This is a genomic window from Paenibacillus sp. LX16 (assembly GCF_036252815.1).
GTDB classification, from domain to species: domain Bacteria; phylum Bacillota; class Bacilli; order Paenibacillales; family Paenibacillaceae; genus Paenibacillus; species Paenibacillus polymyxa_B.
This window is the reverse complement of the sequence record NZ_CP141152.1, coordinates 943,390-956,711: the sequence shown is the minus strand read 5'-3', so window position 1 is coordinate 956,711 and position 13,322 is coordinate 943,390. Positions and strand designations below refer to the sequence as shown.

General features: G+C 41.5%; 11 protein-coding genes. 3 read left to right on the top strand and 8 right to left on the bottom strand.

The genetic code is table 11. From position 1 onward, the window contains the following. Positions 1-176 precede the first annotated feature (176 nt). Complete coding sequence (locus T3H97_RS04330) at positions 177-1,169, bottom strand: ABC transporter substrate-binding protein (RefSeq protein ID WP_328801787.1); 993 nt, start codon at positions 1,167-1,169, stop codon at positions 177-179. 194 nt (positions 1,170-1,363) lie between these two features. Next, the gene (locus T3H97_RS04325) at positions 1,364-1,756 is read right to left on the bottom strand and encodes a winged helix-turn-helix transcriptional regulator (RefSeq protein ID WP_068938572.1); all 393 of its coding nucleotides are present in this window, start codon (positions 1,754-1,756) and stop codon (positions 1,364-1,366) included. A 143-nt stretch (positions 1,757-1,899) separates the two neighbouring features. Here T3H97_RS04325 and T3H97_RS04320 point away from each other — a divergent pair, with 143 nt between their 5' ends. Further along, positions 1,900-2,574, top strand: a complete 675-nt coding sequence (locus tag T3H97_RS04320) for an NAD(P)H-dependent oxidoreductase (protein ID WP_103049816.1) — start codon at positions 1,900-1,902, stop codon at positions 2,572-2,574. A gap of 111 nt (positions 2,575-2,685) precedes the next feature. On the opposite strand, the gene T3H97_RS04315 is transcribed toward T3H97_RS04320, so the two are convergent. The 3 genes from T3H97_RS04315 to T3H97_RS04305 form a co-directional block, all read right to left on the bottom strand. After that, entirely contained in the window at positions 2,686-5,553 is a 2,868-nt protein-coding gene (locus T3H97_RS04315; protein WP_328801786.1) for a DUF3863 domain-containing protein, read from the bottom strand. Between the two features lie 421 nt (positions 5,554-5,974). Beyond that, on the bottom strand, positions 5,975-6,682 hold the full coding sequence (locus T3H97_RS04310; RefSeq protein ID WP_328801785.1) for a hypothetical protein: 708 nt from the start codon (positions 6,680-6,682) through the stop codon (positions 5,975-5,977). Positions 6,683-7,116: 434 nt separating this feature from the next. Then, positions 7,117-7,533: a MerR family transcriptional regulator gene (locus T3H97_RS04305; RefSeq protein WP_328802773.1), complete on the bottom strand. Its 417-nt coding sequence runs from the start codon at positions 7,531-7,533 to the stop codon at positions 7,117-7,119. A 287-nt stretch (positions 7,534-7,820) separates the two neighbouring features. Between T3H97_RS04305 and T3H97_RS04300 the strand changes: the two genes are divergently transcribed. Beyond that, positions 7,821-8,861, top strand: a complete 1,041-nt coding sequence (locus T3H97_RS04300) for an NAD(P)-dependent alcohol dehydrogenase (protein WP_328801784.1) — start codon at positions 7,821-7,823, stop codon at positions 8,859-8,861. A 577-nt stretch (positions 8,862-9,438) separates the two neighbouring features. Here T3H97_RS04300 and T3H97_RS04295 read toward each other — a convergent pair. The 3 genes from T3H97_RS04295 to T3H97_RS04285 all read right to left on the bottom strand — a co-directional run bounded on the left by T3H97_RS04295 (position 9,439) and on the right by T3H97_RS04285 (position 12,164). Continuing rightward, the gene (locus T3H97_RS04295) at positions 9,439-10,818 is read right to left on the bottom strand and encodes an amino acid permease (RefSeq protein WP_023987114.1); all 1,380 of its coding nucleotides are present in this window, start codon (positions 10,816-10,818) and stop codon (positions 9,439-9,441) included. 383 nt (positions 10,819-11,201) lie between these two features. Beyond that, positions 11,202-11,648, bottom strand: a complete 447-nt coding sequence (locus T3H97_RS04290) for a GNAT family N-acetyltransferase (protein WP_328801783.1) — start codon at positions 11,646-11,648, stop codon at positions 11,202-11,204. Positions 11,649-11,696: 48 nt separating this feature from the next. Beyond that, positions 11,697-12,164 carry a MarR family winged helix-turn-helix transcriptional regulator gene (locus T3H97_RS04285; protein WP_328801782.1) on the bottom strand — a complete coding sequence of 156 codons (468 nt, stop codon included), beginning with the start codon at positions 12,162-12,164 and terminating at the stop codon, positions 11,697-11,699. Between the two features lie 198 nt (positions 12,165-12,362). On the opposite strand from T3H97_RS04285, the gene T3H97_RS04280 reads away from it, so the two are divergent. Beyond that, positions 12,363-13,238: an SDR family NAD(P)-dependent oxidoreductase gene (locus T3H97_RS04280; RefSeq protein ID WP_328801781.1), complete on the top strand. Its 876-nt coding sequence runs from the start codon at positions 12,363-12,365 to the stop codon at positions 13,236-13,238. Positions 13,239-13,322 lie beyond the last annotated feature (84 nt).

Genomic DNA, 13,322 nt, shown 5'->3' with positions numbered 1-13,322 from the left:
CTCCTTGCTAATCTGCGCATGATTACTCACTTGAATAAGATAGAATCACATATTAGTCTATTTTACTTCATATTGTCATTTATTTGTTATTCAGTTATTCAGTAATTCAACAAAAAAGCACCTCACCCCGGTCAGCTGTCCGTGTAGTGAAATGCTTATCCATGTGAATCTCACACCTATTGTTTAGCTTTATTCTCTTTTTCTCTTTCGACCAGCATATCTACGATCATATCAATCTGTCCTGTAATAGCGATTGGATCATAGCGATAATACGTATCAAAATCGTTAAAGAACACTCTATTGTTCTTCACCGCAGGAAGATTCCCCCACACAGCGGACGACTTTAGTTGCTTGAGCGCGTCACCCTTTTTCTCGGGGTCATACGTAGTCAGGAACATATAATCTGCGTCATACTGTGGCAATACCTCCATCGAAAGCTGCACCGTTTGTTCCTTGGAGTTCACTGTTTTCTTTGGCATGTTCAGTTTAAGGGCATTGTAGACAGCTTGTCCGCCGCGACCCGCATTGTCGCCAAAGATCCAAAGTGCGTGCTTGTCCGTCAGCTCATACAGACCAAAAGTTGCCTTTTCGTCAATCACACCTTTAAGACGTGCGCGACCTTCAGCGGCCTTTTTATCAAATGCAGCAATAAATTGCTCAGCCTTCTCCTTTTCCCCGGTGATATCGCCGAACAGCTTGACCGTATCATAAATATTAGTCGTCGTGCCGTACGGAATATACAGGGTAGGTGCAATTTTAGACAAAGCCTCATAATTCGTATCCTTCATAACCACGATCAGATCGGGTTTGAGTTCCAGCGTCTTTTCTAAATTGGTCGGATCCCCCACCTCTTTGGTTCCTTTTTCCTTCAGCAGATCGGTCAGAAAAGGATTTTGAAACGCAGTCGGCTCCACACCCACCACGTTAGCACCTACGGACAGCAGTTCTCCGCCGTAAAAATCCGTTACAATACGCTGGGGCTTAGCAGGAATTTGAATATCCCCCTTAACCGTTTTAAAGCTCTTAGTCTCTCCAGTAGTAGCCGACTCTTGCTTATCTCCTGAAGATGAAGCCGGATTACTTCCATTATTATTTCCGCCGCAAGCGCTGATGAATACAGACAATACAAGTAACATAGCTGTCATCATAAAATACGATTTTCTTTTCAACTGATTAGCCCCCTATATATTGTGAAGATGATCTTCCCGATACACATGATAATGATTATCAATATCGTAAGAAATATATCAAGCGTCGTCCTTGCTGTCAACTGAAAAACGAACTTTGTACATTCCTCCTTAATAAATCAAAAGACCTGCCAAAATGATGGTCAGGTCTTTTTCGTGGAGCCGTCTTCAAAAACCTACACATTGGGGCTAGGTTGCTGAAGGCTGCTTTCTGGTGATCGCTGTTTTGTTTTATATTCTTCTCCCCAATCCTTCATCAAGTTAATAATCGGGATGAGCGTTTTTCCGAATTCGGTGAGAGAGTATTCGACCTTAGGAGGAACCTGTTGGTAGACTTCACGGTGAACGACTCCGTCCTCTTCCAGCTCACGCAATTGGAGTGTCAGCATACGCTGAGTAATTCCCGGACAGATCCGCCGAAAATCACTAAATCGCTTAGTCCCATACATGAGATGATATAAAATAATCCCTTTCCATTTGCCCCCAATCACGTCCAGCGTGAACTCAACTGGACACGCCTGATCATTTCCAGCGGTACATTCCCCAAAGCCGCCTTTCCGATTACGCATAGGCTTTTCTCCTCCTTAGTATCATTTTATATACTACAGCACATTAATGTGCGTACTTCAAAAACGGTCATGTATATTCTAATATTAAGCATGTCACTTGGTAAGCGTCAATTTTAATTACATCCATAAGGAGTGGAATAACGATGGAAACCTTAGCTACTACTAAAGATCAAATCTTATCTGCATACGAGTTCAGACATGCAACGAAGGAATTTGATAGTCATAAGAAAATTAGCGATTCCGATTTTGATTTTATTCTTGAAACCGGTCGTTTATCTCCAAGCTCGTTTGGCTTTGAACCCTGGAAATTTGTTGTCGTTCAGAGTAAAGCTATGCGTGAGAAGCTGCTGCCTTACTCTTGGGGGGCACAAAAACAACTGCCAACAGCCAGCCATTTTGTACTCATCCTCTCTAGACTTCCTGAAGATATGGTAGCCTCCTCCGATTATATCAAGAGTATGATGGAGAACGTGCAGCAATTACCTGCTGAAGTGATGCAAGGCAAAGAGAAAGTATATGACACCTTCCTAAAATCAGATTTTGCGCTGGAGGAAAATAAAAGAGCCTTGTTCGAATGGGGTTGCCGGCAAACCTACATCGCACTGGGCAACATGATGACTGCCGCAGCTCAAATCGGCATTGATTCCTGTCCTATCGAAGGTTTTAATAAACAGGAAATCGAACGCATCCTCTCCGAAGAAGGCATTATGGATGCCGAGCATTTCGGTATTTCCTGTATGGTGGCATTTGGATACCGCCTGAACGAGCCGCGTGGCAAAACCCGGCGATCTGTAGATCAGGTTATTGAATGGGTGTAAAACGCGGAATATCCTTCTTTAAAGCAAAGGGCGCTCCAAGCCATTTCCATGGCTAGGGGCGCCCTCTTTACATAAAACTCAGTTCCTAAAAGTGTTGTCACTTCATAACGCCTACTGATAGTTCACTTCTTCCAAGAAATAGATTTCCTTCAAACGGGTTTTCACACGCTGAATTTCATCCGCTGTTAAAGGAGCCATTGGACATAGCTTGAAGTTCCTTCCGGTGACATAGCTTACGTCCGTGTGACCATCCGAGTTGTAGTCCATCTTCGGAACCGGTTTTCGGGTATAATCGGTAAAGTCAATAATGGACCATGCCGCATCTCCATCCTCTTTGGATAAAATAATCCGCTGTGAGGCATTTTCGGTCCACAAATAGCGCAGATTCGCTGGTGAATTATTGGAATCCATAGCCGTCTTAATACCTGAGCCTCTAAACATGAGCGTAAACTCCGTATGATCATTATTGGATCCCGCTACCGATTCATAAATCTGTTTCAGCCCGTCCACGCCTACAATCTCAACCTTGCGATCAACAGGGAAGTGGTTCACAAAATTCTCCCATATTGGAGCCATGTTATGTGTGTTAGCAAGTGCGTTGATGTCCAAAATAATGGACAAGTAGTTTACCGTATTTATACGTTGATAAGGGTTATCCAAATATTGCTGTACTATATACAGTTGTGGTGCTGCATCTGTCTCAGTCACATATGGGTCAAGCGGATGAAGAGTCCAGCGTGAGGAATCTTTCGTATAGCGTGATCCAATCGGATCAATCGTAACCGAGTTCATGAATACGGTACCGCTATTATCTGCAAGTCCCTGTGCGGGAACAATCGGATTGTCCTTATGGGACCAGTAAGGCATCAATGGAGAGCCCTCACCATACATACCGTTGACATTATATTGTGTAGCCGACCATCCCATCGCGGATGTAATCCGATAGTGATCTTCTAGCCATTGAGTCTGTTCGGGATTCACCGTAAAGCTGGTCAATGATTTCGGCAGATACTTCCGATATTGGTCTGTATCCATGCTTTCAAACACAGATGGTGATCCCATTGTACCGGATTGATGTAGCTCATTGAATGCATTGTAACGATACATGTATAGCCACTCATCCATCTTTGCTTCCCAAACTGGAAGCCCGGGCTCGGTCTGGTTCGGGTACCCCGCCAGAATTCCGACTTCATCTCCATACTGATCGACGAATTCCAGAACCTGTTTAAGCTGCGGTCGATTCGTTTCTAAAAAAACAAAACCGTTTTGCATGGCCCACGTCACTTTGATATTGGGACCAAAGTGGTCCATCAGCAATTGACGAGATTGCTTGATTTGATCTACCGTAGTCGCGCTTCCTTGCAGCATGATGGAGACAGCAAAGTATTGCTTTTTGCGTTCTCCCGGTACTACTGTTAATTCCGCATCGGATGTGAAGAGAATCCCTTGCGATGGTGACTCAACCGTGATCTTTAATGGAATGACCGAATTTACTACCGGAATCAAATGCAGGTTGGCAATCTTTCCATCCTCGTCAAATATTCCTCTGGAATCCTCTACCCGAAGTATCAAGTCTGACGGCAGCAATTCAGGAGCTATAACCTCTCCTTTAGCATTATGAAATACGTAGGACATATTCCAAGCAGCAGGATCTAAAGTAGCAGCCTCTGAAATAGTATACGTGGCCAAGTATACAGACCTGATTACGTTCGGTGGCTCTGCCGGCGGAGTCTTCCCTTTCACGATCAGCTTGGTCTGAGCTGTAAGAACCTGATAAGGTTTGGCAATAGTGACCTTCATTTCTACAGGAATGAAGCTGTCCGTAGCCGGAATATTTTCGGAATGTGCGATTTTCCCTTGTTCATCAAAAATACCTAACCCATCACTAAATGTGTATGTAACACTTGTGACGCTGGCAGCAGGAATGCTTACGGGTCGCCCTTTATTATAGAGCTGAAAGGATAACTGATATGCAGGGTACGTTTCCGGTTGATTTACCAGCTCCTGTGCCTTGATTACGACCTCATCTACCAGAAAATCCGAAGAATGATCCGGTGGAAGCACTGGTGGATCTGCCGGAATTACTGGTGGTTTGGGGTTAGGTCCCGATGGTGTAACTGGCGGTTTCGGCTTTGGCTCCGATGGTGTCACCGGCGACTCCGATGAATCAGGGCTTGGGCGATGCCTTTTAGGCTCCTCGACTTCCGAATTCACAGGTTGTTGACTAATTTCCGGTGTCACATCGTTCTCGATCTTCTTCGATTCTTGTTGGCTGGTCGTCTGAGGCATCGTTGCAGTTCCATCTCCTAATGACCCTAGCAAACGCTTGGCACGTTCTCTCAGACCGTCACCGCCTAACCATATTCGATAAGCAACCAGCGTGGCATCCTGGCGTCTCACCGACTCTTTAGGATGGAAATAGTGATTCGTATCTCCCTCGATCAGTTCCAGCCGTTCCATCAGCCAAACGCTCGTTTGTGCATAATCCGATATATCAGATTGATCCACAAAACTGGATATACCAGCAGATCGGGTATCTTCAGTAACACCAAAATAGCGGGCATACCAAACGGCCATATCCTGACGAGTCATATTGTGCTTGGCACCGAATAATTGATCACTAATTCCTTTCGTAATGCTCTCTTCCTGTAAGGCCTGTACATAAGGTAGAGCCCATGGTGACACATCACGAAAAGAAGTTATGCCTCTGTTATTCGATGTTCGCTTTAAGGTTTTAGCGAAAATGCTTGCCCATTCCTGTCGCGAGATAAAATGTAAAGGTCGAAAGCTCCCATCCTGATAACCCGTAACATAACCTTGAGCAGCCATGGCCTCAATCGCATCAGCTGCATAGGAATGTTCGATATCGTTAAAGGCTCTGTCCGCAAAAACAGGCGCACTATGTATACAGAACAACCAGACAGCCAGTAAACCAACCATGTAATGCCTAATTTGTTTTAACTTTTTTTCACAGTTCATTATTCGAAATCATTACACCTCCTTTACGCGATAGCACTGAGCCACTTTCGCCTGTACCTTCATATCAACTTTGAAAATTAATCTCTCTTGTTTTCAAATGGTTTTTCATTACTGTTAACACCAAACTGTATATACTTGAATATCGGAATAATCTCCCTAGGATTGAATAAAGCCATCAAAAAAAGTGGTTTTGGCAATCTACTGTCCTGTTTATTCACCATGTTTTCTTAAGCCGTAATTCCCTATCACTAAACAATGGTTTTCATTGGTAATTTAATATTTATCACCTTTTTGGGCTACTATGTTGATCCCGTATACAAATAAAAAAAGAGATAACATCTGTATCCGCATTCGCTTGGAGAATACAAAATGTTACCTCGTTCTCGTGTACATATATACTTATTAAATCCTGTCTGTTCTTTTAATTCTCTTTAAACTCAGAACCCTTATAAACATAAAAGTAGCCGTTTAAAGCTCCATTTTGTGGATAGGCAGCAGGATCCTTGCCTTTTATTTGACCAACCAACTCTCGATTTATAAACGCAGGGGGGCCTTCCTCAACTAGCGCTTCAGCAGACATTCCAGTAATTGATTTTACTGTGTTGGACCAGAATGTAACTAAGTAGACATCGTCAGCATTAAAATGATATCGTCCTTCACTTGGAGTTCCCTCATAAAACAGCTCTGCCAAAGAAGCTGCCTCAGATCCTCTCATAAAAATTCGAATCTCATCGGTTCCGTTCCATGTATGAGGAATTCCGCCTTTTGGATTAACGTATTCTACAGTTTCTGGCTCCCTATCGCTAATAAAATCAACAACTGCATATTGATAAACCTCATCCGTTACACTCTTGGTTGCAAATTCAGTTGTTTTCTCTGTTCGATAGCCACTGAACTTTCCATACACATTCGGGGTTATGCCAATAGCAGCTAAGGCCTTTTCCTGATCCATAAATCCAGCTCTTCCAGCTACTGGTGTCAGCCTGTAGGTCTTGACTTCAGTCCCCTTGTACTGATCCCAAGTGTATTCGTAATAATATTTCGCATAAGATACTCCACTGTTCCAGCCTACGGATAACAGCATGAGAATACCTATCATGAATACTAACGGCCATTTTTTCAACTTCATACCCTCACCCTCTTTTCTCCAAGTACACTCAAATCATCATTAGCATTATAGCTTTTCAATAAATCTATCAACAGTTAAATATTAGAAGAAAGTATGGATAAATTATGTCCTTTCCATATTAGCCTGTTCTCAAGATAATTTGAGCTTTCTCTCTCGGATGGGGTACGTATGGGCATTATTGCAAAAGATGATTTAAACTATTTGACTGTATTCTGCTGATCGGTTGCTGCTATATAATGGGCAAATTGCCCGTTGACTTTCAGAATACTTGATCCTCGGTACTACTCCTGCCTGTTCAAGTTACATCATATTTGGTTCCTAGTTTTCTAAAACCGATCGTGCTGTTTTAAATCAGTAGGTTGTAGTAATCGAATATTACAAACGAAAGCACCTGTAATTCATATAGAAATGGATGAATTACAGATGCTTTTCTATTAGTGAGTAATGAGACTCCCTATTTTATTGTTTTTATGAATATTTTCCGTTCCGGCTTTCAATGCAGTTTTGTAATATGAGCATTTATGTTCAATAACTTCCATTGTTTTTTTAAGCTCTTCCATTTGTGCTTCTACAGTAGCTTTTCGTTCCATAAACATGTCATATCTTTGTTGTAGTGTGGAATCCCCACCAGAACACCAATCAATAAAATTTTTAATTTCTTTGATCGGCATCCCGGTGGATTTTAGACATTCAATTATTTTTAAAGCGTCGATATCGGATTCTTTAAATAATCTTGTTCCACTAGATGTCCGTTCTACAAAAGGCATAAGTCCTTCCTTATCGTAGTAACGTAAGGTATATGCTGTAAGATTCAATTCTTTTGCAACTTCGCTGATAGAATATGTCTTCATCATGTATCTCCTATTCTTAATGACATAGACTTCGAGTTAACTCTAGTATATAAGGGGGATTCTATCAAGTTACTTGTTGAATGTCAAAGTCCCCTAGCAGAAACTTTCAAAAGAAATATAAACCTGCGCTTGACTTAGAGTTAACTATAAGGAATAACATTGATTTGCAAGAGAAAAAGTATAAATGGAAATGAATGAAGGGGAACTTCAACCGACTTCAGCTAGTTTTCAATTTATACCGATATAACTTCATTCTCTTGAAAAATACAAATAATAGGAGGCTGTTTATGATAACTGCTAAAGCACGAGCTGTCGATGGCCCAGACAAACCGTTTCGATCGGCTGAAATTAAACGACGGGATCTTGATTCACACGATGTTCTGATTGAAATTAAATATGCCGGCATATGCCATTCTGACATCCACACTGCTCACGGCGAATGGGGGCCAGTAAACTACCCTCTCGTACCGGGACATGAAATTGCAGGGATTGTCACGGAGGTAGGATCAGAGGTTACAAAGTACAGCGTTGGTGACCGGGTAGGGGTTGGCTGCATGGTTGATTCCTGTGGCGAATGTGAGAACTGTCGTAAAGGAGAGGAACAATACTGCCTTAAAGGAAATGTCCCTACCTATGCTGGTGTTGACAAATACGGCGAGCCTACACAAGGCGGATATTCTACCCACATTGTCGTAACTGAGGATTTTGTAGTAAAAATTCCAGATAACATTGAGCTTGATGTGGCTGCTCCATTACTTTGTGCAGGTATTACGACTTATTCACCGTTGAACCGCTGGGGTGCTGGTCCAGATAAGAAGGTAGCCGTTGTGGGCATGGGAGGCCTTGGCCATATGGCTGTCAAGATTGCACATGCTATGGGTGCTGAGGTAACTGTTCTATCACAAACATTAAAGAAAAAGGAGGATGGCTTGCAATTTGGTGCGGACCACTATTATGCTACAAGCGAACCAGAAACATTTGAAAAACTTGCTGGGCACTTTGATTTGATTATTAACACGGTAAGTGCTGCCATCGATATGGATGCTTATTTTGCACTACTCAATCTAGATGGAACTTTGGTGAATGTCGGTGCCCCTGGAGAGCCGTTGTCACTAAATGTGATGTCCCTTATCGGACACCGCCGTTCATTTGCTGGTTCAATGATAGGAGGCATCCGTGAGACACAGGAAATGTTGGATTTCTGTGCAAAACACAATATTGTTCCTAAAATTGAAGTGATATCGGCCGACCAGATTGACGAAGCCTACAAACGAGTGTTAGCTTCTGATGTGAAGTATAGATTCGTGATTGACATTAGCACAATGTAAGCTATGTAAATCATAAGTTGTACAAGTAATTTTAATTTTGAAGGTGTCCCCAAAGTATTAACTTGGGACACCTTCACTTTATTCTGTCTACCATCCTATTGTCCATTTCCTCTTTTTTGTATTTATTTGTAATCCAAAGATTCCTCCCTTAGAATACAATAGGTATATATAGGAAGGGAGAACTTGTCTATGTTCAAGAAAATGGATATTTACAAAATCCTCACTTTAGTATTTGCATTAGTTGTTATGATCTCTTCCTCTTTATCACTCGCATACCCAGACACCTATAGGGACTCATACAAAATCGCGCAATTTTTTCTAGGGTTTATATTTTTATTTTCTGGAATTACAGAGTTTAAGGCTAACCGTAAGAGTATAGCAATAATCAACTTCTCAATTTTCGTTCTCACTTTTTTTGTATCTATATTTACACTTGTAGTGCGAACAGGATAACCACACGGTTCTATACCTCAGTAACAAACCTTCCATAGCCCCTCCCTCGTCATGTAAAAGAAAAGCCGAGCGAACTCAGGTCATCTGAATTGCGCTCGGCAAATGTTACGTATTTAGCAATCTTTTAGTTTTCCTCTAATTCTTCAATTCTCTGCCGCTTTCCTATGCCAAAGACAAAATATCCAATAATGACGATCGCCATGAATGTTGCCCCAACAATCAACGACAAGCGTGTGTCTGGATTAAACCACATTCCAACGATCACCAGCAACAAAAAGATAATGGTGATGTAATTACTGATCGGAAAAAAACGAGACTTAAAGGTGTGATCCTTCATTTCGTCCTTCCACTTTTTTCTGAATTTAAATTGACTGATGGCTAATGCAAACCACGGTACCATGCCTGGAAGAACACTGGCGCTGTAAATATACAGAAACAGTTTGGAATCAGGCATTAAATAGTTAAATAACACCCCTACCAGCAGCAAGGAAATGGTCGTTATTATACTATTTCTAGGGACGCCGCTTGGAGAAACTTTCCCGAAAAACTTGGGAGCTTGTCCGTTCTTAGCCAACGTGTATAACATTCTTCCCGCGCTGTAAATACCACTGTTGCAGCCGGACATCGCTGCTGTAAGAACAACAAAGTTAATGATACCCGCAGCGGCCACAATTCCTACCTTGGCAAAAGTCAGAACAAATGGACTACCGATCTCGCCTATTTGGTTCCAAGGATAAATCGTAACAATGACAAAGATTGCACCCACGTAGAAAATCAGAATACGCCAGATGATGTTTTTAATGGCTTTTCGCAGTGTCGTTTTTGGATTTTCAGCTTCACCTGCCGTAATACCCACCATCTCTATCCCTTGGTAAGCCGCTGTTACAATGCAGAGTGCAAATAGAAACCCTTTCAAACCACCTGCAAAGAAGCCGCCATGGCTGTACAGATTGGATAGACCTATCGGTTGTCCACCGTTACCGAGTCCAAAGAAGATCATCCCCGTACCAACTACTAACATGAAGATAATGGCGACAATCTTAATCATCGCAAACCAAAACTCAAATTCCCCATAAAATTTCACAGCCGCCAAATTGGCCAATGCAATAATAATTACACCTGCCAAAGCCGGCAACCATTGCGGGATATCTGGGAACCAGTAGCCCACATATACCCCAATCGCAGTGACTTCCGCCATCCCTACGGTAACCCACAAAAACCAATAGCTCCAGGCGGTCAAGAAACCGGCTAAAGGGCTGATATATTTATGAGCAAATGTAGCGAATGAGCCTGTCACCGGTTCAAGAATCAGCATTTCCCCCATGATCCGCATGACAAAAAACATAATAATCCCAGCTAAGAGATAAGCCAGCAGCACTGAGGGACCTGCCCATTTTATCGTACTTGCCGATCCCATAAACAAACCGACGCCAATCGTACCTCCAAGCGCAATCAACTCAACGTGCCGTGGCTTTAGCCCTCTCGTTAATTGTTTCGATTCCAAAAGAACGCTCCCCTTCGTATATGTTCATCATCAAACGCTAATGATCCGGAAAACTGTCCCCAAACATTATTAACTTTTCAGACTGACGTGGTCGTGAGTGAACGACTACAAAGTAGTTCCACGATTCGTAAATATACAAGAAAACCACGTCCTATTTACCGTCCAAACCTTACTGTTTCCTAAGACCGAGTCCGTAGCATTAGATGCATTGTATGACAAAAAACGCCTAAATACAACTGCTAATTAGCAGACATTTTTATGCATGAAATGGAAAGGAAGGCTATTCATATTTTCTGAACAATGGTCAATTTAATGCAATGCATTAGAGTGATAAACATACATATTTTTTCAATGATAAATGTCACGATATTAAGCCTATGTATTTATTTGAGACTTTTTATAAAATTTTTTTGATCCTTGGTAAACATATAGCCACGTCTTTCGTAGAACCTGTGAGCCTGTATCCGACTTGGATGAGATAACAGTTTGATTCCGGAAAATCCATGGGACTTCCCCCACTGTTCAAGACGCTCAATCAACATGCTACCTACACCTTGATTTCTATACTTTTCTTTAACAACAAATCCTAGTACATTTACCAAAGATTCAGAAAAAAGTAACTCATATGGACTTCCATGAATATATCCTAACACCTCGTTATTTCCTTCATAAACAAAGATCACATCTTTTGATTTCTTTATAATCATTTCAATCTTCTCTTTTACTTTTTCTTCAGGAAATAAATATAGATTGGGGTTAAAATCTTGGTTCAACAAATAAATATCATGATAATCAGATACTCTAATTTCCCTAACATTTTTTTCTTTCACTTTTGAAATGCCTCCTTTTTTCATCATACGATGCTTTATGTTGAATCATTAATCCTCGCAATCATACCCATTAAAACACTTCAGCATCTCGATAAACGCTTCAAGTTTGGAATCCTCCCATGTTGAAATGCGTTGATAAAACTCAGTTTCTTTTTCTTTTAAAGCCTCCAGAGCTTTTTCACAACCATTAGCTGTCAGGGATATCAACACCCCCCGACGATCCTCAGGATGAGTTTCACTTTTTACATAATTCAAGTGTTTAAGCTGAGTAACAAGCCGGCTGACAGAGCTTCGATCCATAGCGGTGGATTCCGCCAAAAATGTAGCGCTTGCCGGGCCGTACGAAAGAAGACAGCGTACGATCAGAAAAGCCGCAGGTTGTAATGATGGATCGAAAAGTGCTGCAGTTCTTACATTGAGTGCATGTGACGCACTTATAAGTGCATTAAGTTGTTCACCAAGATTCAGTTCTAATTGCTCTCTTGTAGAATTTGGATGTTGAGTTTTATTATCCATATGTCTCCACCTTATTTGAATGAGTTCGAATATATTTGACATATATCAATCAAAATACATATACTTGATATATGTCAATCATATTTTCAGCTTTAAGTAAGTGTCAAGCAGAATATCTACAGTATAAAGCATCCACAACCGTAAAGCGTAGAAATGAATATGGATGTAATTGGATCAAGAATTTGGAGGATGATCTATATGTCGACATACCCGATTATTGTAATCACTGGTGCTACTAACGGTCTTGGACAATGGGTAGCAATTGAATTAGCCCGACGCGGGGCACATCTAGTCTTAACAGCCAGAAATGAAAAACGTGCTGAAACGACTAAAAATATTTTAAAAGATCTGGCGCCAAGTACAAAGGTAGACTTTTTTTTCGGGGACCTGTCTCTTATGAAAGATGTCAAACGTATTGGGGATGAAATTAAAGCTAATTATCCAAAGATTGATGTATTAGTGAACAATGCTGGATTACATGGATTTGAACAGCGAATAACCTCAGAGGGTTTGGCAGAAATGATAGCCGTAAACTATCTTGCCCCGTGGCTGTTAACGCATACACTACTCAATTCACTAATGGAATCCACAAATGCTAGGATCGTCAATGTGGCTTCTGAAGCATCACGCAACCATGGTGAATTAAAATTACCGGAGGATTTAACAGATACATCTGCATTTACCGCAAGAGGTTCATCTAAGATATACGGAAAGACCAAGCTTCTTAATATCATGTTTACAGAAGAACTTGGACGCCAACTGGATGGAACTGGAATCGTAGTTAACGCACTTAATCCAGGCTTTAACGTTACCGGCCTTGGTCGCGAGTTAGGATTTTCTTCGATACTTGCAAAGATATTGAACGCTTTGCATATCGGAGACCCACGGAGAGGAGCGGACATCATTATTCGTTTAGCAACAGAATCCCAATATCAAGAAGTGACAGGCGGATATTTTAATGTTGGTACTGGTAAGCCGATTGTGCCGACATATCCTGGTGGGGATATCAAGATGCAACGCCTACTTTGGAGTACTACAACCGAATTATTACGGCAAAAAGGCGTTATGGAATGAAATAGAATCTAATATCGAACAATGCTCCTTCAACGAATGGTTCATTTTGTAAACTAAATCTCTCTTTTAACCGATAAATACATA